Here is a 23,215-nt window from a genome sequence, read left to right as displayed (position 1 = left end):
GAAAGGTGCTGTATGAGCCAGGCAATCCTTGAAGGCATTCGCGTCATCAGCCTGTGTTCTGGCATTGCCGGTTCAGCCGCCGGCCTGCAACTGTGTGAAGCGGGTGCCGAAGTGGTCATGGTTGAATCGCCTGGCAACGCGGCTAGAGACCACCAGGCGCTGTTCGCGGTGCTCAATCGTGGCAAGCGCAGTGTCACCCTTGACCTGGAAAACCCTGCCGATCGCCAGCAGTTGCGGTTACTCCTAGCCACTGCCGATGTGCTGCTGCACGATTTCACCCCAGCAGTGGCGCAGGCCCATGGTCTGGCAGACGCGCTGCTCGTCGCAGACTTCCCCCGATTGGTTGTCTCTGCGATCAGCGGCTGGCCGCAACGGCATGCGCTGGCGAATGCCATTCCACGGGAAACACTGATCCTGGCGCGCCTGGGCCTGTTGGATGAGCAGCCCGCGCATCGCCCCGGCCCGGTGTTTGTGCGCATGCCATTCGCCAACTGGCTGGCCTGCTGGCTGTGTGTGGTCGGGGTAATGGCGCGGTTGCTGGCGCGCGACCGTGACGGCTGTGGCGGCATCGCCCATACGAGTCTGGCCCAGGCGGCCCTGGTGCCCATGACCATGCATTGGAACCGGGCGCAAACGCCAACCCCAGCCTTCGCCAAGGGCCTGGATAAATACATTCCGATTCCATTGCACCAGTGCGCCGATGGCCGCTGGCTGCATGTGCACTACTCGCCGGACAAATCGCCGTGGATGGCCGCAGCGCTCAGCGAACTGGGCGAAACCGAAGTGGCTCGCCTGAATGCGTTATGGCCTCCGAGCCATGTGGCGCCCAACTTCGGCGCCAACAAGGCCATTATCACCACACGACCGGCGCAGGATTGGGTCGAGCATTTCTGGCAGCACGATGTGGCCGCGCAAATTGCCGGCGCCTTTGGCGATATCTACTTCGACGAGCAGGCGCACCTCAATGGCTATGTGGTTGAAGTTGACGATGTACAACTGGGCAAGACCCTGCAACCGGGCCCGGCCTGGCAGGTGCAGCCACCTGCGCGAGTCGGCGGCAGCGCACCACTGGCTGGTGAAGGGAACGCAGTACTGCCGGGCGCTGATACATGGGTTCCGGTGCGAGGGCACCCGTCGAGTCCCGCTCCATTGCCACCGCTGCATGGCTTGAAAGTCCTGGATCTGGGCGCCTACCTGGCCGGGCCGTTTGCCTGCATGCTGCTGGCGGACCTGGGCGCCGAGGTCATTAAAATCGAAGCCCCTAAAGGCGACGCCATGCGCCGTCTGGAGCGAATTTTCAGTGGTACCCAGCGGGGCAAATTGGGGGTCGCGCTGCAACTGGGTGATCCGCAAACCGAGCCCGTCGTCGAGACGCTGGCACGCTGGGCCGATGTGGTGCACCACAACATGCGGCTGCCGGCCGCACGCAAACTCAAGGTTGACTACGAGCGTCTCAAAGCACTTAACCCGCAGTTGGTCTATTGCCATGTCAGCGCCTACGGGCCGAACGGCCCGCGTGCGGATTGGCCAGGCTTTGACCAACTGATGCAGGCCTCCTGCGGCTGGGAGGTCGAGCAGGGCGGCGAAGGACAAGCGCCGATGTGGCTGCGTTTTGGCGTGGGTGATTTTTTTGCCGGTTTATCCTCGCTTTATGCCTTGCTACTGGGGTTGTACGAGCGCAATCGCAGCGGAGCCGGGCAAATGGTCAGTTCCTCATTGTTGGGCGCCACGTTGCTGTCGATGAGCGAAGCGGTGGTGCTGGAGGACGGCCGTCTCACTCCTGTCGCCCATATGGATGCACAACAGACGGGTCTGAATGACGCACACCGCCTCTATCTGTGTAGCGATGCCTGGCTGGTGGTGGCAGCGCTGCAGCCTGATGAAATTCAGCGCTTCACCGCACTGGTGGGCAGTCGGCCCGAGGATTATTTCGCAGGCCTCACCCGGCAGGCGGCACTGGCAGCACTGGCTGGCGTGCAGGTTCCCGCACAGGCAGTGCTGGAGGCGCAGATGGATGTGTTTCTCGACAGCCCCGAACACGCTGCTGCGGGCCTGCATGCCCATTATCCCCATGCGGTGTACGGGGACCTGCAACAGATTGGCGCGTTCTGGGATTTCGGCAATTTGCCGTTGTCGCTGAATCGCCCGCCACCGGCCCTCGGCCAACATACCCGGCAAGTCATGGCAGAGCTCGGCTACACCAGCAGTGAAATTGAGCGCATGGCCTCGGCGGGTCTGGTGGCGCTGTAAAAGTGTGGCTATTGCTCGACAGCATTCATCGACAAGCACAAGGAACACCCATGTACGAGTTGGATTTCAGCGGTAAAACCGTGCTGGTGATCGGCGGTTCCAGTGGCATTGGCAATGGCATTGCACAGAACTTTCGCCAGCGCGGTGCCGAGGTGCATGTCTGGGGCACACGAGCCTCGGCAGCGGCCTATCGAGATTCACCCGACTCTAATCTCGAAGGCCTGCACTACGCCCAGGTCGACGTTGCGGACGCGGCGTTGATTGAAGTCGCCAGCGTGCCCTTCACTCGCCTGGATGTGCTGGTGCAAGCACAAGGCACGGTGCTCTACGACCGTCAGGAATTTCTGACCGAGGGTTTCAAGCGCGTACTCGACGTCAATCTCACCAGCCTGATGGTGTGCGCACAGAAGTTTCACCCGCTGTTAATGCAGGCCAAGGGCTCGATGATCACCGTCAGTTCCGCTGCCGCCTTCCACTCCACGCGTGGCAATCCGGCCTACAACGCTTCGAAAACCGGTGCTTTTGGACTCACTCGCACCCTGGCCGAAGCCTGGGCTCGTGACGGCATCCGGGTCAACGGCATTGCCCCCGGGCTGGTGGAAACCAAGCTGACACGTGTGACCACCAGCAACCCCAAGCGCCTCGAAGGCGCGTTGCGGGCCATTCCTCAAGGGCGCCTGGGCACGCCCCAGGACATGGCCAACGTGGCGCTGTTTCTTGCCTCGCCGCTGGCTAGCTATGTGCTCGGCCAAACCCTGTTGGTCGACGGCGGCATGCTGCTGGCCTGATCGCTATTTGCTAGGAGACACACCATGGCCTGGGACTTTCAGACCGACCCCGAGATACAGGCGGAACTGGATTGGATCGAGCAGTTTGTACGTGAGGAAGTCGAGCCCCTCGATCATGTGCTGGGCAGCCCCTGGAATATCCACGATCCGTTGTTCAAGCAACTGGTCAAACCGCTGCAAGCGCAGGTAAAGGCACGCAAATTGTGGGCTTGTCACCTGGGGCCGGAGCTGGGTGGGGCAGGGTATGGCCAGGTGCGCCTGGCATTGATCAATGAAATTCTCGGTCGTTCGCTGTTTGGCCCGATTGTGTTTGGCTGCCAGGCTCCCGATTCCGGCAACGGGGAAATCCTCGCCCATTACGGCACCCCGGCGCAGAAGCATCGCTACCTGCAACCGCTGCTCGATGGCGATATCGTGTCCTGCTTCGCCATGACCGAGCCGCAAGGTGGCGCGGATCCCGCCGTGTTCACCACCGAAGCGGTGCGCGATGGCGATGACTGGCTGCTGAGCGGCGAAAAATGGTTTGCCTCCAATGCCCGCTACGCTACGTTCTATATCGTGATGGCGGTCACCGATAAAAGCGTATCGGTGCATGAAGGTATGTCGATGTTCATCGTCGCCGCTGACGCTCCCGGGGTGAGCATTATCCGTAACGTCGGTATCGCCGATGACCCCGCCGCCACCCATGCTTACCTGTCATTCGACAAGGTGCGAGTGCCTGCGGGCGATATGCTCGGTGCGCCCGGTCAGGCATTTGTCGTGGCTCAGGTTCGGCTCGGTGGTGGCCGCGTGCACCACGCCATGCGGGTGATTGGCCAGGCGCAAAAAGCCCTTGATGCACTCTGTGAGCGGTCCCTGTCGCGCAGTACCCAGGGCAGCCGTTTGGCGGACAAGCAAATGATCCAGGAAAAAATTGCCGATTCATGGATCGAGCTGGAGCAATTTCGCTTGCTGGTGATGCGCACGGCGTGGCGCATCGATCAGTACCAGGACTATAAGCGAGTGCGCAAGGACATCGCCGCAGTGAAGGCTGTCATGCCCAAGGTGCTGCATGACATCGCCGCCCGCGCCTTGCATGTGCATGGTTCGCTGGGCGTCAGTGAAGAAATGCCCTTTACCGGCTACATCGTGCGCTCCTTCCAGATGGGACTGGCCGATGGGCCAACCGAGGTGCACAAAGTCACGGTTGCCAAACAGCTGCTGCGCGACTATCAGCCCTGCGACGAATTGTTCCCCGATTACCATCGACCCACCGCCGAGGCCCGTGCCCGGGAAAAATACGCCGACGTATTGGCCAGCCTTGGCGAGCGCAATCCATGAACGACTGGCAGGATCTGGTCGACCTCGAGCGCCTGGCCGACTGGATGGATAGTCAAGGCCTGGAGCGCGGCCCCATCGAAGCCCCGATACGTTTGACCGGAGGCACGCAAAACCTGCTGCTGCGCTTTCGGCGCGGTTCGCGTGAATTCGTCCTGCGTCGGCCTTCCAGGGAACTGCGCGAAGTCGGCGGCAAGACGATTGCCCGTGAAGCGCGTTTGCTCAAGGCATTGGCGGGGTCGCAAGTGCCCCATGCCGGTTTGATTGCCGATTGTACTGACCCAGGCGTTTTGGGTGCCAGTTTCTACTTGATGGAACCAATACAGGGTTTCAATCCCAACTGCGCGACCGGTTTGCCGGCGCCTCATGCGCAGCAGCCTGAAATGCGCCGGCGCATGGGGCTGGCCATGGTCGATGCGCTGTTGCGCCTGGGCGAAATTGACTACCAGGCGGTGGGGCTGGCGGATTTTGGCCGGCCTGAGGGTTTTCACCAGCGTCAGGTCTCACGCTGGCTGGCGCAGCTGGACAGTGTCAAAGACTATCCCGGTTGGCCCGGCGCCAAGGGTCTGCCGGGGCTCGAACGATTAGCCAGCTGGTTGGGCGATCATTGCCCGAAGCAGTTCCAGGCCGGTATCCAGCACGGTGACTTTCACCTGTCCAATGTCATGTTCCGGCACGACGACGCAGAGCTCGCCGCGGTAGTCGATTGGGAGCTCGCCACCGTCGGTGATCCGTTGCTCGATCTCGCCTGGCTGGTGGTGACCTGGCCCGATGCCGAGGGTCGTGGCGCCGGCACCATCGAAGTGCATCCCTGGGATGGCTTTTGCAGCAGCGATGAATTGGTCGCCCATTACCGCGCCGGCAGCTCACGCTCGTTGGCGGACTTCACCTGGTACCTGGTGTTGGCTGGGTTCAAGCTCGGCATTTTTCTCGAAGTCAGCCACGCACGTGCCTGTGCAGGTAAAGCCTGCAGGGTCACCGGTGAAAAACACCACGCCTCGGCGCTGCGCCTGATCGCTACGGCGTTGCAACGTATCGAGCAACTATCCTGATAAATCCAGACAAGAGGAACAGCCCATGCAACTGGCCGCTAAGCGGATCATCGTCACGGGGGGCGCCCGCGGCATTGGCGCGGCAGTGGTCAAGGCGTTTGTGGAAGAGGGTGCCCATGTCGTCAGTCTCGACCTGGGCGAGGCAGCCTCGATAACGGGTGACGGTGGTGGTTGGGCGCACTCGCGAGTCTGTGACATCGCTGACAGCCAATCGGTGGACGCGGCCTTTGCCTGGGCCAGCGAACAGCTCAACGGCCTGGATGTGCTGGTGCATGCCGCGGGCATCGCGCCCAATGCCAGCGCCGACAGCATCACGCTGGACGAGTGGGAAAAGGTCTTTGCGGTCAATACCCGTGGCACCTTCCTGACCAACCGAGCGGCCTATGAGCTGCTCAAGGGCAGCGGCGGGCGCATCATCAATTTCGCCTCTGCCGCAGGCGTACTCGGACAGCCGGGCAAAGCCCATTACGCCGCCAGCAAGGGCGCCGTACTGGCGTGGACGCGCACGGTGGCGCGGGAGTGGGGGCCCTTGGGCATTACCGTCAACGCGATTGCTCCGGCGATGTGGACGCCAATGTACGACGCCACCCGCGCGAGCATGAGCGCCGAGCAATTGCAGCAACACGATGCGTACATGGCCGGCCAAGTGCCAATCGGCGGCAAGCTGGGCGAACCGGCCCGGGACCTGGCCCCTGTGCTGGTGTTTCTTGCCGGCGATGGCTCGCGGTTTGTCACCGGTCAGACGCTGGTGATTGACGGCGGGATGATGATGCTCAGTTGAGTGGCAAGCGGTGTGCCTGGAATGAGCCCGGCACACGCGCCTAGCGGCCGCGGATCAGTTGCAAGAACTCCTGGCGAGTGTTGTACGACTCACGAAACGCGCCGAGCATCACCGAGGTGCTCATCACCGAGTTCTGCTTCTCCACACCGCGCATCATCATGCACATGTGTTTTGCCTCGATCACCACCGCCACCCCGGCGGCATCGGTCACCTGGGCAATGGCGTCGGCAATCTGGCGTGTCAGGTTTTCCTGGATCTGTAAGCGCCGGGCGTACATATCGACAATACGCGCGATTTTCGACAGCCCCAGCACCTTGCCTGTCGGTATATAGGCGACATGGGCCTTGCCAATAAACGGCAGCAAATGATGTTCGCACAGGGAGTAAAGTTCGATGTCCCGGACGATGACCATCTCATCGTTGTCCGATTCAAACAGTGCGCCATTGACAACCTGTTCGAGGCTTTGCTGGTAGCCATGACACAGGTACTGCATTGCTTTTGCCGCGCGCGTTGGTGTGTCCAGCAAACCTTCACGTTCTGGGTTTTCACCTACGCCGTGGAGAATCTCACGGTAATTTCTGGCCAGTTCTTCGTTCATGGTTTGACCTTGTTGAATGAACCAACATCCCGGGCTGCACAATGTGCAGCCCGGGCAAGGCTTACAGTTGAGTGACGGCGATTTTGCTATTGCTCTGGCTGGCATCATGAAACTGGGCGGTGTTGCCATTGCGCCACTGCTCCAGCAATTGCGCCTGGCGTTGTTGCGCATGGCCGAGGAATCGATCTTTGACCGGACCATAGCCGCGAACGCTTTCAGGCAATTCCACCAGATCCTGGGCCAGGCCCAATTTGTGGGTGGTCAAGCCCGCCAGCACTTCATCGAGGACCTGTTCGTAGTTGGCCAGCCAATTGCGTTCCACCTTGCGCTCATGGGTACGACCGAATGGATCAAGCCAGGTATTACGCAGGAACTTGAGCCTGGCCAGCAGCTTGAAGCCTTGCAGCATCCACGGACCGAAGCTGCGTTTTTTCGGTTCAGGGCCGGAGCCGTTATCGTTCAGCAGCGGCGGCGCCAGGTGGAAGCGCAGGCGGTAGTCGCCCTCGAAACTGGCCTGGATTTTTTCCAGGAACTGGCCATCGGTAAACAGGCGCGCCACTTCGTATTCATCCTTGATCGCCAGCACTTTGAAGTAGTAGCGGGCGACGCTTGCCGACAGCTTGCCCGGTTGTCCGAGCAGTGCGGTTTCCGCCTTGATGAATTGCTCGACACGATACCGGTAACGTTGGGCATAGGCGTAGTTCTGGTACGCAGTGAGAAACTCCATGCGCCGTGCCAGCGTTTCTTCCAGGCTTTGCGACAGTAAGCGGTCCGGGCTTTGCACCTTGCCGGCTTGCAGTTTGCGTAATACCCGTGGCAGGTCATGGGCGCTGCACCGGCCCCAGTCAAAGGCCGAGAGGTTAAAGGGCACCGCCGTGCCGTTCAGTTCGATGGCCTGTAGCAGCGCCGCTTTACCCACCGGCAACCATCCTTTCTGGTAGGCATAGCCAAGCATGAAGGTGTTGGTGGCAATCGAGTCGCCCATCAATGCCGTGGCGATTTTGCTTGCGTCGATAAAGTCCGCCTGGTCAGAGCCCACCGCTTCGGCAATTTGTGCCGACATGCTTTGGGTCTGGAATTTCGGATCCGGGTGCTTAAGCAAATCACCACTTTCCGCTTGCTGGGCGAAGGTGCGCACAAAGGCGCTGGTGATGCTTTCCTCGCTGTTGATCAAGGCATGGGTAACACCGTGACGCAGCTTGGACAGGGTTTCGGTGTTGGCGCTGACCACCAGGTCGCAACCGAGCAGCAGGGTGGTCTCACCTTCGGCAATCCGCGGTGCAAACAACTGTTCCTGGTGCGCGGCAATACGAATGTGCGACCACACCGCACCGCCTTTTTGTGCCATGCCGGCCATGTCCAGATTGAGCGTGCCTTTGCCTTCGATGAACGCCGCCATTCCCAGCAGGGCGCCGATGGTCACCACGCCCGTACCGCCCACGCCAGTGACCAGGATGCTATATGGCTCATCCAGCGCTACGGTCGCGGGCGTCGGCAAATCCCACACGTCATCCTTCGCGGAAGCCAGGGCTTTGGGTTTGCGCAAGGTGCCACCTTCGACCGTGACAAAACTCGGGCAAAAACCGTTGAGACAGGTGAAGTCTTTGTTGCATGAAGACTGGTCAATTTCACGCTTGCGGCCGTACTCGGTTTCCACCGCCACCACCGACATGCAGTTGGACTTGCTGCTGCAATCGCCACAGCCTTCACATACTGCTTCGTTGATCACGACCCGACGTGCAGGGTCCGGGAATTTGCCGCGTTTACGCCGCCGGCGTTTTTCCGCGGCACAGGTCTGGTCATAGATGATTGCCGACACCCCCTGGAACTGGCGCAACTGTTCCTGCACTTCGTCCATTTTGTCGCGACGCAGCACCGGCACGCCGTCTGCCAGATCACGGATGTGCTGATATTTCTCGACATCGTCACTGACGACCACAATACGTTGCACGCCCTCGGCCGCGAGCTGTCGGCTGATCTGCGCAACGCTGAGGCTGCCGTCCACAGGCTGTCCGCCGGTCATGGCCACGGCATCGTTGTAGAGAATCTTGTAGGTAATTTGCACCTTGGCCGCGATGGCGGCCCGAATCGCGAGAATGCCGGAGTGGAAATAGGTGCCGTCGCCCAGGTTAGCGAAGACGTGCCGGGTCTTGGTGAAAGGTGCCTGGCCGATCCATGCCACGCCTTCGCCGCCCATCTGGCTGAAGGTCTGGGTCTGCGGATAGATCCAGGCCGCCATGTAGTGGCAACCGATACCGGCCAGCGCACGACTGCCCTGCGGGACCTTGGTCGAGGTGTTGTGCGGGCAACCGGAACAGTAGTGGGGCACGCGTTCCATCAGGTTGCTGAACTGGCCTTTGCTGGCCAGTTGTGCGTCCAGTACCGCCAGGCTTACTTGCAGCGGACCATTCTGATGCAGGCGCAAAATACGCTTGGCCAACGCACGGGCGATCATTGCCGGGGTCAGGTCATTGGTAGCCGGCAGTAACCAGCCGGTGTGAGGCTGGCTCCATTCGCCTTTATCGTCAAACTTGCCGACGATGCGCGGGCGCACGTCTTCACGCCAGTTGTAGAGTTCTTCCTTCAGCTGGTACTCGATCATGTGGCGTTTTTCTTCGACCACCACGATTTCTTCCAGGCCCTCGGCAAACTGCCGAACGCCTTCAGCTTCCAGCGGCCAGACCATACCGACCTTGTACACGCGCAGGCCGATCTGCTGTGCGAGTGTTTCGTCGATGCCGAGGATTTTCAACGCCTGGCACACGTCGAGGTACGACTTTCCGGACGTGATAATGCCGATACGCGCTTTCGGCGAGTCCATCACGATACGGTCGAGACGGTTGACCCGGGCATAGGCGAGGGCGGCATACAGCTTGTGTTCCAGCAGGCGTTGTTCCTGCGCCAGGGGTGGGTCAGGCCAGCGGATATTCAAGCCGCCTTCGGGCAACGGGATATCGGGAATGATTGGCTGTACGCGATGAACATCGATGTCGACAACGGCCGCGCTTTCCACGGTATCGGCCACCGCCTTGAGCGCAACCCAGCAACCGGAATAACGCGACATGGCCCAGCCGTGCATGCCGTAGTCGAGGTATTCCTGCACGCCCGATGGCGCCAGTACTGGCATCATGACCGCTTTGAAAATGTGCTCGGTCTGATGGGGCAGCGAGGAGGAACGGGCGCCATGGTCATCACCGGCAATCGCCAGCACACCGCCGAATTGTGAGGTGCCGGCAGCGTTGGCGTGACGGAACACATCGCCGCAGCGGTCGACGCCCGGGCCCTTGCCGTACCACATGCCGAACACGCCGTCGTAGGTCGCGCCTTCGAAGATATTGACCTGTTGGGTACCCCAGATCGACGTGGCAGCGAGGTCTTCGTTCATGCCCGGATGGAACACCGTGTGGTGCTCCTTGAGATAGTCGCGAGCCTTCCACAAAGCCTGGTCAAAACCACCCAGCGGCGAGCCACGGTAGCCGGAAATGAACCCGGCGGTATTCAGACCATTGGCCAGATCGCGCTGGCGCTGCATCAGAGGCAGGCGCACCAGCGCCTGAATCCCGGTGAGTAAAACTTTTCCGCTGTGCTGGATGTATTTGTCATCCAGAGACGTGGACGCACTCATGCTCATCCTCCAGGCTTTATTGTCATGGCGGCGCCAGGAGAGCGGCGTTGCCTAGTTATTGGCCGGAGTCTAGGGAGGGGGGGGGTGGATCGTAAAATCACAAAAACAGCGGGGTGGTATTGGATATTTGAATACCGGAATGTTCTTTGGCATTTGATCAATATCAAATGCATTTCAGCAATGCTCCCAATCGTTGTGCCCAAACCTCCCTGTCCCGTTTACTTCAGCCATACCGAAGCCCTCAGGCCAGCGCTCTTCGGCGCGGTTGAAACGGCCCGGCACTTCGGCTGCCAATAACAAAAAGAATGGGAAGGGAGTGTTGATGATCGACGCAAAACCAAAGCCGTTAAGCCTGGCCATCTGGCTCAGTGTGATCGGGTGTGTCTTGTCCGTTGGCAACAGTCAGGCTGCCGAGTTTGATACCGGCAATCCGGACCTCACCGCGCGCTGGGACAACACCGTTCGCTACAACGTCGGCGTGCGAGCTGAGGGGCGTGACAATGCCTTGGCCAACAACGCCACCTACGACGAGTCTGATTCCAAATTTGATAAAGGCGATGTGGTGACCAATCGCGTCGACCTGATGAGCGAAATGGAGGTGGCCTACAAGAAGTACAACGGCTTTCGCATCAGCGGCGCTGCCTGGTACGACCAGGCGTACGAAGACACCGATGTCGAAACCAGCGATGGTAATGTCTTCTACCCCGGCGCATTTCCGGGTAAGAGTACGCCGAGCTATACCAACGGCCATTACTCCAACTTTACCAAGCGCTACCACCGCGGACCCAGCGGCGAATTGCTGGACGCCTTTGCGTTTACCCGCTTCAACCTTGGCGACATTCCGGTCAGTGTGCGTGCCGGCCGGCACACCGTGTATTGGGGCAATGGCTTGTTGATTGCCGGGCATGCCATTTCCTACTCACAAGCACCGCTGGACGGGCGCAAAGCCGTGAGTAACCCCGGCACCGAGACGCGCGAAATCTTCCTGCCGTTGACGCAGATTTCCACCCAGGCGCAGGTCACCGACAAGTTGTCGCTGGCGGCGCAATATTTCTTCGAATGGGACACTACTCGAGCACCTGAGGGCGGCACTTATCTGGCCTCCGCCGACATCGCACTGGAAGGCCCGGACCGCTTGCCGCTGTTCAGTGGTTTCACACGGCCATTGATCGATCCGCTCAAGCCCAAGGACGAGGGCAACTGGGGCGTGATGGGTACCTACAGCTTCGACTATCTGCACTCGGAAGTCAGCCTGTACTACCGCGAGTTCGATGATTACAACCCGTGGGGCCTGCAAGTGGCGCCGACTTTCGCCCGCTACGTTTACGCCAACAACGTCAAGCTTTATGGCCTGGGTTACTCCGCAGGACCGGTACTGGGTGGCGGTTCCGTGGGGGTAGACCTGTCGTATCGCCAGAACACTTCCCTGATCTCCAGCAACATCAGCACCGTCGACAACGAGGGCGCCCGAGGTGATACCTGGCACCTGGTGGTCAACAGCCTTTGGTTGCTGCCGCGTACCAATTACTTCGACACCGGCAGCCTGATCACCGAAATGGCGTTCAGTCACGTGGAAAAGGTGACAGAGCATGAAGAGCTGTTCAAGGGCGAAGGCTACCGCGGCTGCCCGGCGGGGCAGGACAAACACTTCGGCTGCGCCACCGACAACTATGTCGGCCTTGCCGTTAGCTTTGCGCCGCAGTGGCTGGGGGTGTTCCCCGGTTGGAATATTTCTACCCCGATGAGCGTGGATTACGGCGTCAGCGGCAATGCCGCCACAGGGGGAGGCAACGAAGGCAAATACACCTGGAAGGCCGGTGTGAAGGGCACCTACGACGAGCGCATGGACGTGACGCTGTCTTATATCGGCTACGGCAGCGAACGCCATTACGCCGATGTCAATGGCGTAGGAAAAACCGTCGTCGGTGGTTCCGGCGACGTTGGACTGTCCGACCGTAACTGGGTCTCCCTGACCGTCAGCACAGCGTTCTAAACCGCCCCTGAAATGCAATGCAGTGATCACCGGGCTTGGTGATCACCCATCTGAATGGAGAAGGTCATGAAGATTAATTCTTGTGCGATAGGCCTCGTGGCCATCGCTTTGGCGGGGTCGGCGGTGGCTGATGAGAGCTTCACTACAGCGGACCTGGGCGGCAAGCTCACGGCGTTTGGTTCGATTGTCGCCGGCAACGCGGCGGGCACTATTCCGGCTTACGACGGTGGTCTGAAAGTCCCTGCCGGTATGGTGCCTGGCGATGGGACCTGGCCGAACCCGTTTGCCAATGAAAAGCCACGCTTGCGCATTACCGCAAGCAACGCGGACCAGTACGCTGACCAGATGACGGCCGGGCAGATGAAGTTGCTCAAAAAGTACCCCGACACGTATTACCTTGAGGTGTACCCCACCCACCGGACCGCCACCTTTCCAGCAAACTTCCTGGCAGCTACCCAGCGCAACGCCACCCGCAAAGACTGCAAAACCGAGAACGATGGTCTGTCGATCAGCGAAGCGTGCCGTGGCGGCCTGCCTTTCCCGCTGCCGCGCGATGGCCGCGAGGTGATGTGGAACTACATCCTCAACTATCAGGGCGTGAATGGCTGGGACTGGAACCACAGTGCCTATGTGGTCAATGAGGGCCACATCACGCTGACCAACACCAACCGTTCCACCGGCGAAAAACCTTTCTATCAAATGGATGTGCCAGGGCGTGATCCGAAAATCGCCCAGCGTATCTGGTCGCACGTCGTCGCGCCGGCCCGTACGGCCGGGCAGGCATCCGGGTATTGGGATTACCTCGACCCGGTCACCGACTCCCGCTACGCCTGGAGCTACAGCACCGGCCAGCGGCGTGTACGCAAGGCTCCGGAGTTCAACTACGACACCCCTAACTCGGCGTTCGGCGGGGTAGCGTTCTACGACGAAATCTTCCTGTTCTCCGGGAAGATGGACCGCTTTGACTGGAAGTTGGTGGGCAAGAAGGAAATGTTGATTCCCTACAGCAACTACACGCTGAAATGGGGTTGCGACATGGAGAAAAAGCTCATGCCCAACCACATCAATCCGGCCTGTGAACGCTGGGAGCTGCACCGTGTCTGGGTGGTGGAAGCGACGCGCAAGGACGGCGTGCGTCACGCGCAGAAAAAGCGCCGCTACTACATCGACGAAGACACCTTTGGCGCGGCTGTCTACGACGCCTGGGACGACAGCGGTGCGTTGTTCCGTACCGGCTCGCAGTACAACATCGAGGCCTACGGTATTCCCAACAATCCGCAACAGGATTCCTACTCGCTGTACGACTTCACCCGTGACCAGTACGGCATGTTCGGTAATGGCCCTACACGCTACCGCCAGGAACCGGTCGCCGAGCGTGAAGCCAACCCACAGACCATCGCTGGTGGTCAAACCCGCTGACATCGTGCGCCCTTTTCGGCGTTCGCCTCGGACGCCGATTTTTTTCTTCGTTCCCGAGACCTATTCATGAGCGAGATTCTGAAACGCCTGGACGGCAAAGTCTGCGTGATCACTGGCGCGGGCAGTGGCATTGGCCGCGCTTCGGCACTGCGTTTTGCCAGGGAAGGCGCCACCGTGGTGGTCACCGATCTTTTCGCCGAATCGGCGCAGGCCGTGGCGGCTCAAATCGGCGCCAATGCCCTGGCATTGCAAGTGGATGTCGGCCAGGAAGACGCCCTGCGGGAGATGGTTGAACAGACCGTCCGGACTTTCGGCCGTATCGACGTGCTGTTCAATAATGCGGTGTACCGAAACCCGGCCACCACCCGCGATATCGACTTCATCAACTTCAACACCGAGCTGTTCCACAACTGCATGCGTGTCAACGTGCTGGGCGGTGTCCTGGCGTGCAAATACGCTTTGCCGCACATGCTCGCCCAGGGCAGCGGTTCGATTCTGTTCACATCGTCCACCAGCTCGATTGCCGGCGAAATCTCCCAGTTCAGCTACGGCGCCTCCAAGGCTGCGCTCAATTGGTATGTGCAAACCATTGCCGCCACCTTTGGTAAACGCGGCATTCGTTGCAACGGCATTTTGCCGGGGGTCATTCGCACACCGGCCATGGAAAGCTGGGCCAACGAGGCCATGAAGAGCGCTTTTCTCGACCTGCAAAACGTACCGCAACTGGGGGAGCCGGAAGACATCGCCGCCATGGCCGCATTTCTTGCCAGCGACGACGCGGCCTACGTCAACGGCACGTTGATGCGTGTAGACGGTGGCATGAGCTGCGGTACGCCGATGGTGCCAGTGGTGCGCAATTTCCTGCTGCCCCAAGCCTCGATCTGATCCCGATCAATTCACTGCACTGGAGCCCGTTTCATGGCACTCGAACAGGAACGCTTCATCCTCGACATGCTGGCCGCCTGGGGCGATGGCAGCGACGGCAGCCGCCCGGATATCGAACGCATCATGGCCACTTTTGCCGACGACGCTGTCTGGCAACTTTGGGTACCCGGTGGTCCGGTGATCCGTGGTCGTGACGCGCTGCGCAAGGAGATAGAGCGGCAGATGAGTTATGTCACGCATAACCACTGCAACACGCGCCACATCGTTTCTTCCGAGCGAGTGGTAATGACCGAACGCGATGATTACTGCGTCAGCAATGGCGTCCCCATGCCGCATTCGATGGTGGCGGTGTACGAGCTGAACGAGCAAGGCCTTATCTGTGCCTGGCGCGAGTACCTGGACACCGCTGACCTGGCGAAGAAAAAGGGCGTACCGCTGGAGCACGTGGGCGGGCCGAGCGCTGGTGTTATCAGCACCCATTGATAGCGGCGCTGGACATCAGCGTCTGAGGGAGACATGTATGCCAACAACAAATGTGACCTGTGATCCGGTCGAAGAAAAGCTGCGTACCTTTGTCGAAGGTCTACTGGGCGGGAAAATCACCGCCATGCAGCGTCTGCTGCGCTGGCGCCCGGCCTGGAACCTTGAGCTGCAACGCGATGGCGAAACCCTTCAGTTGCATATTCGGGGCGAGCGCGGTGGGGATGTCAGTCCATTCCCGGATCTGCGCCGGGAGGCGGACATTCTCTCCTTGCTCGGTCAGCAAGGCGTGCCCGTACCGCATATCTACGGCTTTTGCGAAGACCCGCAAGCCATCCTGATGCAGTTGGTGCCGGGTAGCCGTGACGTCAGTACGGCGAAGAGCGATGCCGAACGTCATGGGGTTGCACGCCAGTGGGTCGATGCCATGGTGCGTATGCACCAACTGCCGTTGCAACCCTTTATCGATCAGGGTATCAGCCTGCCCAAAGGTGCCGCGGACATTACCCTGGCGGGTCTGGAAGCCTATTACCCGCTGTATGCGCGTAATAAAACCAAGCCTCAGCCTCTGGCCGAATTCGCCCTCGGTTGGCTGCGGCGCAATGTGCCACAGCACCGAACCCGGCCTGCTTTCGTTCAGTACGATTCGGGGCAGTTTCTGTTCGAGAACGGACAGGTGCATGGCCTCTACGATTTTGAGTTCGCCATGATCGGTGATCCTCTGGCCGACCTCGCTTCGGCGCGCATGCGCGACAATTACGAACCGCTCGGGGACAGTTTTGCGGCCTTGTATCGCTATTATCAGCAAGTGACCGGCGAACCGGCGGAGCCTGATGTAGTGCGCTACCACACCGCGCTCTTCGCCACGGTCAGCACCATGCAGTTCTCGGCATCGGTGGCCACGCCACAACCGGGTGACCCGCATGACACCTACACCGAATTTGATATCGCCCTGCGCCGTGTGGTGGTGCATGCGCTGGCCGAGGCCATGGGTGTTCCCCTGCAAAAGCCGAAGCTGGACGTTGTCGGCACTGGCCCAAATGCACAGCTGCTGACCATGCTGACCGATGCCTTGGCCCAAGTGGAGGTTGCCAGCGATTTCCAGAAAACCAAATTGCGCGCAGTGAGCAAACTGGTGGAATACCTGGGCCGTGGCGATGCCATGGAGTTGCACTTGCGCAAGCTGGAGCAACAGGACGCGCAAGCGCTGCTGGACCGCACCTTCAGTGACTACAGCGAGATCGATGCAGCGCTGGAAACCTTTGTCAAAAACGCCGGGCCGGAATACGACGAACCCTTGCTGCACCTGTTCATGGCGCAAATCGAGCGGCGCGTCCTGGTCTATGGCAGCACCGCCATTGGCGCCTCCGCCAGCCACATCGACCTGCCGCCAGTCGCCTGACGCGGTGAAGCCTTCCTCGCCCGGTGGCTTGCCGCCGGGCCTTTGTTTTCGGAGTGTTTATGTCTGTTCCTGATAACGCCTTCAAGCATCGGTATGGTCCGTGGGCAGTGATCGCCGGTGCCTCGCATGGGGTGGGCGCCGCATTTGCCCATGCACTCGCCGAGCGTGGCCTTAACTGTGTGCTGGTGGCGCGCCGTGGCGAAGCCTTGGCGCAGTTGAAAAATGATCTGGAGCAACGGTACGACGTTGAGGTGCTGGTGCTCATCCAGGACCTGTCCCATCCCGATGCCTGTGAGCAATTGTTGGCGGCTGTTGGTAAGCGGCAAGTCGGTCTGTTTATCTACAACGCCGGGGGCGACCCCTACATCACGCGTTTTCTCGATACTTCGGTCGACGACTGGGGCGCCTTGCTGCGCCTCAACTGCCTAACTGTGATGCAATGCAGCCATGCCTTCGGTGCCGCCATGCTGGAACGCGGGCGAGGTGGATTGCTGCTGGTGGGTTCCCAGGCTGCGTTAGGCGGGATTCGAAAACTGGCGATGTACACCGCCACCAAAGGGTTTGCGCTGAACCTCGGCGAGTCGTTATGGGCGGAGTGGAAAGATCGTGGTGTGGATGTGCTCAACCTGGTCATCGGTACCGTGGACACCCCTACCATGCGCGATGCCATGGTCAAACTGAACATTCCCGACGCCCTCACCATGACGTTGCCCAAGGCTGAAGACCTGGCGCTTCTGGCGCTTCAGGAGCTGGGCAATGGCCCGACGTTGATACACCCCGAAGACACCCTCGAACAGCTCGCCAATGCGCCTGGCCCGGCACGCCGTGCACACGTGCTGAGCAAGAGCGCGCAAGCGGCTGTGTTCATCGGCAACGACTGAGGTCACACACCATGAAAGGCTTTGATAACGCAGAATTCAAACGCGGTTGGAGGGTGCTGATTCTGGCTCTCGTGGGTGTCGCCACCAGTTCCAGTTCGTTGCTGCTGTACAGCTTCAGCTCCCTGGTAATTCCCCTGGAACAGGCCATGGGCTGGGGCAGGGCGGAGTTACAGGCGGCGATCACCGCACTGTCGCTGGGCACCATTGTCGCGTCGCAATTGGCCGGCTGGCTCAATTTGCGATATGGCCTGCGCCTGATCACGTTGCTGTCCTTGTTGGCGTTGTCCGTGAGCGTCTTCCTCCTGAGCTGTGTCAGTGGCTCGATATGGACCCTCTACCTGGGTTTTTTCCTGGTGCCGCTGGCCGGGCTGGGTACGTTGCAGGTGACCTGGTCGCACTTGGTCAACCTGTGGTTTGAGGAAAACCGAGGCCTGGCGTTGGCGATCATCCTCAGCGGCTCCGGGCTCGCGGCCATCATGCTGCCGCTGATCACCGCCTGGGCGATCGGCCGTTGGAATTGGCAGGCGGGTTTTATCGCATTGAGCGTGTTGCCAATACTGCTGGCATTGCCACTGGCGTTACGCTGGTTAATGCCGACCGCTGTTGTCAGCCACAGCACATCACCACTTGCGGTCGTCAGCGAACGATCCGGCGGGCTGCTGTTGCGCGAAGCGCTGCGTTCGTGGCGGTTCTGGGTGTGCAACCTGTCGATGACATTGGTGGTGTCCTGCGTGGTGGGCATGGTCACCAACATCGTGCCACTGCTGCAGGATCGAGGCCTGAGCGCCCTGCAGGCCAGCCAGGTTTTCAGCAGCTTTGGCGTGTCGCTGATTCTCGGACGGTTGCTGGTGGGTTACCTGATTGACCGGTTGTGGGCCCCCGGTGTCGCCTCTTTGGCGCTTTTGATGCCGGCATTTGCCTGCGGCATTTTTGCCTATGGCGACTCCAGCATTGCCCTGTACACCCTCGCCACATTGCTGGTGGGTGTTGGTGCGGGCGCCGAATTCGATATCGCGGCATTCCTGATCGCCCGCTACTTCGGCATGCGCGACTACGGTCGCTTGTTCGGTGCCCATCTGGGCCTGATTACCGCCGGTGCCGCGATCTCGCCATTGCTGTTTGCGGGACTGTTCAAGCTGACCGGTGGCTACTCGGCCATGCTGTTGTTCAGCTTCATCTGCTTTGTCGTCGGACCCTTGCTTCTCCTGACGCTGGGTGGGTATCCGCGTTATCAGGCCGAGTCATTGGCGACCCGCTAGTGGAATTTCGAGCTAAACATATGGACAAATAATTGATTTGTGTTCAACTACTGCTCTAAGTGCAGCCTTAAAATAAAACAGACAAGGAGAATGCCATGCGTGCAGCAATTATTTCCGAGCGCAATGCGCTGCCGGTAGTCGACGAGTTTCGTGAGCCGAAGCCGCAAGACGGCGCGGTACTGATCGATGTCGATACCGCTGGCCTGGGGGGCTGGGATGTACTCGGCGCCTACCGTCTCGGAGTGGAGTACCCCTGTGTCATTCGCGGCGAAGGCGTAGGCCGTGCGCCGGATGGCCGTCGGGTGTATTTCGGGGAACGCTCGGTGCTGCCATTTGGTGCCTGGGCAGAGCGCACCCTGGTGCCGCAAGCCGAAGTGTGGAATGTGCCGGACGACGTGGACGATAAAACCGCGATCAGCATGGGCATTGCGGCTACCGGTGCCATCGTTCCACTGGAAAAAGCCGAAATTCAGAAGGGTGAAAAAGTCCTGATTTTGGGCGCGACCGGTACCCTCGGCCAGATCGCCTTGCAACTGGCGCGCGGTATGGGTGCGGGCAAGGTGGTCGGTGCTGCGCGGTCGGGTGAAGCGCTGGGCCGTTTGAAGTCGCGGGGCCTCGCCGATGAGGTGGTGACACTAGGCGGTAGCGATGATGTCGCAGCTCTCAAGGACGCGGCCGATGGTGGATTTGACGTGGTGCTGGACCTGGTGTGCGGTCAACCCATGTTGACGTCTCTGAAAGCCACCAATTGGGGCGCCCGTATCGTGACCATTGGCACGGGGGCCGGACGCCAGCTCAATCTGGATATTGCCGATCTATTGTTCCGCAACTTGTCGTGCATCGGCACCGGCCAGCGCGCGCCAGCAGACCGTGAGCAAATCTGGCTGCGTCTGCTGAAGATCGCCAAAGAGCAGCAGATTCAGGTGGATTACCTTGACTTCACCCTGGATCAGGCAGCTGAAGCCTGGGCCGCGCAGGTCAATGGGCCACACGCAAAAATCACTGCCACGATTCGTCGTTGAAACCCCTGTCGCTAAAAGGTGCCCTTGTTCGGGTGCCTTTTAGCGTCGGCGCTGATGGCGAAACTCTTCGGGTGTAACGCCGAGTTCTTTGCGGAATGCGGCACTGAAGGCTGCTGCATTGTTGAAGCCGGCCTGATAGGCAACTTGTTTGATCAGTAACCGTGTGTCGGCCAGCAGCGCCATGGCTTTTCGCAGGCGATGTTGTGCTGCGTATTGGCGCAATGTCATGCCAGTCGTGTTTTTGCAGCGACTGGACAGAGTTCGCAACGGCAGCTCGCAGGCCTGCGCCAAGTGGCGCAAAGAGTGGCCTTCGTCGCTCGTGGTATCGAGCAGTTCACGCAGGATGTTGAATTGCCGAGGGCTGAGTTTTTCAGTGTCGGGTAAGGGAACGGCGGCAACGACGGGAACGTCGATGAACTCGCGGCGCAGGTCCAGGGCAATGCTGGTGAGCAGGCACTCGGTTTGCAATTCGCTGGCGAAACCGGGATTGCTCACCTCTTCGGCCAGCCGTTGCAAGGACGCGTGCAGGTAACCGCTCTGCAGGTCAAGCATGGCTTCGCTGACGTTCTCCTTCCAGTTCCAGCGATAACTGCCCAGGGCGCCGAGGGAGGAGGGATCGAACAGGCACACCAGGGCCTTTTGCTTGCTGGCATCGTGGCGTAGATGGAATTCGGTGCGATGGGGAATGAACAGCAGTTTGCCCAAGGGCTGGAATTGATGCGCGCCGTGGCTGGCAAAGCTGCCGCAGTTAGGCTTGCTTTGAACGCTGGCAGGCAGCATCAGGCGTATCAGGCAACTGTTGCCGGTTTCAATCAGGGCCGTGCCGGAGCACGACCATTGCGCCTGTTCAACGCGCAGATCGAAGCCTTGTTTGGCCAGTGAAGCTTCGGTCAGGAAATTACCTGACGCTTCACAGTTGTACTCGCTGTAGTGGATCGCGTTCATTTTTCAACCTTCAGCCTTTTTTATTGTTGGTGCTGAAATTCGAAGGGTGGCAATACGGCAAAGCAGCTACCCGGTCTCGAGTGTACCGAGGCTGTGGACCAAGCTGTTTCATATATTCAGACCGTAGGTATCAGAAAATCAGATGACAAAGGGCAGAGATATTTCAATGCGCCAGCTGCGTTATTTTGTCGCCGCCGCGGACGCCGGACAGTTTTCCCAAGCGGCGCTGAAGGCACATGTATCGCAGTCGGCGATTACGGCGGCCGTGTTGCATCTGGAACAGTCCATGGGCGTCAGCCTGTTCGACCGCCTGCCCCATGGCGTGTCACTGACCGCTGAAGGCAACAAGTTTTCCCAGCATGCGCGGCACATCCTCGACACCCTGCAGGACGCCCTCAGTGAACCGCTTTTTCTCGGTCACGCCATGCAAGGCACCGTACGAGTGGGCGCCTCTTACACGGTGCTGGGCTATTTTCTGCCTGCGCTGCTGGCGCGCTTCAAACGTAGCTACCCTCAGGTTGAGATCGACCTGATCGACATGGACCGTCACAGCATTGAGGAAGCCCTGGGCAATGGCGATCTCGACCTGGGCCTGACGATAGTCTCCAACACACCAAACCTGCAGGGGTTCGCTCACCAGGTGCTGATTCGTTCTCGCCGCCAACTCTGGTTGGCCAGTCAGCACCCTTTGATGTCCGCCACCTCGATCAATCTCGAAGACGTCGCCGAGCATCCCTATATCCTCGCCACGGTCGATGAGGGGGAGGCTTCGACTTCGCGCTACTGGGAATCCCGTGGATTGGCGCCCAAGGTGGCTTTTCGCACCTCATCCATGGAGGCATTGCGCGGGTTGGTGGGGCATGGTTTCGGCGTGACCATTCTCTCGGACATGGTCTACCGGGCCTGGTCCCTGGAGGGCAAGAAAATTGAGATCCGCCCGCTGGTAGACGTGATTCCCCCCATGGAGCTCGGACTTATCTGGCTGCCAGATACCCGTTTGTCAGCATCGGCCCAGGCATTCCGGCAGTTTTTGATCATGGCCTGCGCTTCGTAGCCTTGCAGCTGGCGCGCAGCGTTGACTGGCTATTTGCCGGAGTCGAGTGAGGAGGGGATCGTAAATCGCGAAAACTGTGCAGTGGTATTGGATATTCAGATACTGCAACACAGGTGGGTTTTTTTGCGTCTTCGCAGAGGACAGAATTCAGGGGTGGTATCGCAATTTCAATTCGCTGCTTGCTTGATATCTCCGCAGAAAATATCGACGTTGCCATCGGCCGGCGTGGTTGTCACAACCACGGAGTAGCCGGTGGAAAACAGTTCTGACATGGCGACAGGCGCGCTTCGTGAATAGGTCCAGCCACCGATATCGGAAATACGGCTGGTGTTGATCCGGTCATTCATTGTGTAGGCAACGGGCCCGGGTTGTTTGCAGCTCCCTTTATGGATAGACGTATAGAGGTTCAAGGGACTGAGGGTTCCGCTTGGAACCCCGCCAATGATGAAGGTAAAGGCGGTTTCATTGCCTTGGTTGGCCAATGTCGTATTGGCAATCTCGCCGGTGTTCTGTGGCGTAGCAAGCAGAGGAATGGTCACTGTCTGGTTTGATGAATGCGTACAGCCGAGCATCATCACAGTGGCCATCAGCGCCGCCGATTGATTTCTCAAATTCATGATAAATCTCCTGTGCTCCGAAAATGTAGTACGGGAGATTTTGGTATAGCTCATTTGAGCAATGTCTTGTGCGGGATGCAGACAGGGGCGGTGCCATTTTGCCGGGTGTATTGGGGGTCGACCCGCATCGTGACGCCGCTACTGCCGAGCGTTGTTGGCCGGCGGCCAGGTTCCATTGTTCATCAGGCTGTCGAAGGTCTCGGTCATTTCTTGCGCCGAGTTCGGATAGTCGTGGCGTACCCACCACAGCCACAGCCCGATCAAGGCCCCCACGAAACAGCGTACCGCCGCTTCGCCACGCATGTGCTCCACCTGGTACAAACCCTGTTTTCGGTAGTGTTCCCGCACCTGGATGATCAGGATATTTTCCAGATGGGCAAGAATCACGCTCTGGCCGGGACCGCTGAAAAATGACGTCGTCAGTGCCGCATGACGTTCGGTAGCGCTGAACAGCCAGGCTGACACGTCCAGCAGGACACGACGGTCGCCACCTACCTCGGTGACCTTGGTTGAGGGCATGCCAATGGCTTCATACCCGGCAACGATCAGGTCTTCCTTGTCGCGAAAGTGCGCGTAGAAGGTGGAGCGGGCAACCCCCGTACCGCGCGCTGTTCCAGAGCGGCGTTCAGTTGTACGACAAAAACCTTCCGTACACAGTGAAAAACGTCAGTTATGACTTCAACAAGGGCATGTGGTCGTTGCTCAACGACGGCCTCAAGGGCGGCTACCGGGTACACGACGCACCGCTGTCGGAGCGCGACATGAAACCTGAATCGATTGTTTCCCAGGAAACGCAACGCTGATTGCATCGAATGGACACGCATTTGCGGCCTGAGTGGGCCGCTTT

The 23,215-nt window shown here is 59.7% G+C and carries 19 protein-coding genes and 1 pseudogene; 15 read left to right on the top strand and 5 right to left on the bottom strand.

Translation table 11 applies throughout. The features are described from left to right. The first annotated feature begins 12 nt into the window (after positions 1 to 12). The 5 genes from AC3WWR_RS09755 to AC3WWR_RS09735 are packed head-to-tail and all read left to right on the top strand — an operon-like array spanning position 13 to position 6,188. Entirely contained in the window at positions 13 to 2,250 is a 2,238-nt protein-coding gene (locus AC3WWR_RS09755; protein ID WP_033043226.1) for a CoA transferase, read from the top strand. 50 nt (positions 2,251 to 2,300) lie between these two features. Continuing rightward, positions 2,301 to 3,038 carry an SDR family NAD(P)-dependent oxidoreductase gene (locus AC3WWR_RS09750; protein WP_033043228.1) on the top strand — a complete coding sequence of 246 codons (738 nt, stop codon included), beginning with the start codon at positions 2,301 to 2,303 and terminating at the stop codon, positions 3,036 to 3,038. A 24-nt stretch (positions 3,039 to 3,062) separates the two neighbouring features. Continuing rightward, positions 3,063 to 4,358, top strand: a complete 1,296-nt coding sequence (locus tag AC3WWR_RS09745) for an acyl-CoA dehydrogenase family protein (protein WP_033043229.1) — start codon at positions 3,063 to 3,065, stop codon at positions 4,356 to 4,358. Beyond that, on the top strand, positions 4,355 to 5,407 hold the full coding sequence (locus AC3WWR_RS09740) for a phosphotransferase family protein (protein ID WP_033043230.1): 1,053 nt from the start codon (positions 4,355 to 4,357) through the stop codon (positions 5,405 to 5,407). The genes AC3WWR_RS09745 and AC3WWR_RS09740 overlap by 4 nt, the downstream gene beginning before the upstream one ends. 25 nt (positions 5,408 to 5,432) lie before the next feature. After that, positions 5,433 to 6,188: an SDR family NAD(P)-dependent oxidoreductase gene (locus tag AC3WWR_RS09735; protein WP_033043231.1), complete on the top strand. Its 756-nt coding sequence runs from the start codon at positions 5,433 to 5,435 to the stop codon at positions 6,186 to 6,188. Positions 6,189 to 6,228: 40 nt separating this feature from the next. Here AC3WWR_RS09735 and folE read toward each other — a convergent pair whose 3' ends face one another. Further along, on the bottom strand, positions 6,229 to 6,786 hold the full coding sequence (gene folE, locus AC3WWR_RS09730) for a GTP cyclohydrolase I FolE (protein ID WP_033043233.1): 558 nt from the start codon (positions 6,784 to 6,786) through the stop codon (positions 6,229 to 6,231). Between the two features lie 61 nt (positions 6,787 to 6,847). Next, entirely contained in the window at positions 6,848 to 10,411 is a 3,564-nt protein-coding gene (locus AC3WWR_RS09725) for an indolepyruvate ferredoxin oxidoreductase family protein (RefSeq protein ID WP_033043235.1), read from the bottom strand. Between the two features lie 322 nt (positions 10,412 to 10,733). Between AC3WWR_RS09725 and AC3WWR_RS09720 the strand changes: the two genes are divergently transcribed. From AC3WWR_RS09720 to AC3WWR_RS09685, 8 genes are all read left to right on the top strand, one after another. Continuing rightward, a complete protein-coding gene (locus AC3WWR_RS09720) occupies positions 10,734 to 12,404 on the top strand; it encodes a DUF1302 domain-containing protein (protein WP_033043236.1) in 1,671 nt (556 codons plus the stop codon). A gap of 66 nt (positions 12,405 to 12,470) precedes the next feature. Then, positions 12,471 to 13,823, top strand: coding sequence for a DUF1329 domain-containing protein (locus tag AC3WWR_RS09715; RefSeq protein WP_020798256.1), 1,353 nt, complete (start codon positions 12,471 to 12,473; stop codon positions 13,821 to 13,823). A 66-nt stretch (positions 13,824 to 13,889) separates the two neighbouring features. Next, positions 13,890 to 14,708 (top strand): SDR family NAD(P)-dependent oxidoreductase, encoded by an 819-nt coding sequence (locus AC3WWR_RS09710; RefSeq protein WP_020798255.1) that lies wholly within the window; start codon positions 13,890 to 13,892, stop codon positions 14,706 to 14,708. Between the two features lie 33 nt (positions 14,709 to 14,741). Then, complete coding sequence (locus AC3WWR_RS09705; RefSeq protein WP_020798254.1) at positions 14,742 to 15,191, top strand: nuclear transport factor 2 family protein; 450 nt, start codon at positions 14,742 to 14,744, stop codon at positions 15,189 to 15,191. Between the two features lie 37 nt (positions 15,192 to 15,228). Beyond that, positions 15,229 to 16,590, top strand: a complete 1,362-nt coding sequence (locus tag AC3WWR_RS09700) for a phosphotransferase family protein (protein WP_020798253.1) — start codon at positions 15,229 to 15,231, stop codon at positions 16,588 to 16,590. Positions 16,591 to 16,649: 59 nt separating this feature from the next. Then, positions 16,650 to 17,471 carry an SDR family NAD(P)-dependent oxidoreductase gene (locus tag AC3WWR_RS09695; RefSeq protein WP_020798252.1) on the top strand — a complete coding sequence of 274 codons (822 nt, stop codon included), beginning with the start codon at positions 16,650 to 16,652 and terminating at the stop codon, positions 17,469 to 17,471. A gap of 11 nt (positions 17,472 to 17,482) precedes the next feature. After that, entirely contained in the window at positions 17,483 to 18,730 is a 1,248-nt protein-coding gene (locus AC3WWR_RS09690; protein WP_020798251.1) for an MFS transporter, read from the top strand. Between the two features lie 95 nt (positions 18,731 to 18,825). Continuing rightward, on the top strand, positions 18,826 to 19,752 hold the full coding sequence (locus AC3WWR_RS09685) for a quinone oxidoreductase family protein (protein WP_020798250.1): 927 nt from the start codon (positions 18,826 to 18,828) through the stop codon (positions 19,750 to 19,752). Positions 19,753 to 19,791: 39 nt separating this feature from the next. Here the strand turns inward: AC3WWR_RS09685 and AC3WWR_RS09680 are convergent, their stop codons facing one another. Then, on the bottom strand, positions 19,792 to 20,697 hold the full coding sequence (locus AC3WWR_RS09680) for a helix-turn-helix domain-containing protein (RefSeq protein ID WP_020798249.1): 906 nt from the start codon (positions 20,695 to 20,697) through the stop codon (positions 19,792 to 19,794). 142 nt (positions 20,698 to 20,839) lie between these two features. Between AC3WWR_RS09680 and AC3WWR_RS09675 the strand changes: the two genes are divergently transcribed. Beyond that, positions 20,840 to 21,751 (top strand): LysR family transcriptional regulator, encoded by a 912-nt coding sequence (locus AC3WWR_RS09675; RefSeq protein ID WP_033043238.1) that lies wholly within the window; start codon positions 20,840 to 20,842, stop codon positions 21,749 to 21,751. Between the two features lie 167 nt (positions 21,752 to 21,918). Here AC3WWR_RS09675 and AC3WWR_RS09670 read toward each other — a convergent pair whose 3' ends face one another. Together AC3WWR_RS09670 and AC3WWR_RS09665 are read right to left on the bottom strand one after the other, a co-directional pair. Continuing rightward, complete coding sequence (locus tag AC3WWR_RS09670; protein ID WP_020798247.1) at positions 21,919 to 22,368, bottom strand: hypothetical protein; 450 nt, start codon at positions 22,366 to 22,368, stop codon at positions 21,919 to 21,921. A 138-nt stretch (positions 22,369 to 22,506) separates the two neighbouring features. After that, entirely contained in the window at positions 22,507 to 22,887 is a 381-nt protein-coding gene (locus AC3WWR_RS09665) for a TetR-like C-terminal domain-containing protein (RefSeq protein ID WP_020798246.1), read from the bottom strand. Between the two features lie 80 nt (positions 22,888 to 22,967). On the opposite strand from AC3WWR_RS09665, the pseudogene AC3WWR_RS09660 reads away from it, so the two are divergent. Continuing rightward, positions 22,968 to 23,171, top strand: a pseudogene (locus AC3WWR_RS09660) (DUF1329 domain-containing protein); the annotation flags it as partial. Positions 23,172 to 23,215: the final 44 nt, after the last annotated feature.

This window comes from Pseudomonas sp. EB271-G4-1 (genome assembly GCF_058791355.1).
This window is presented reverse-complemented; position numbering and strand designations above follow the sequence as displayed.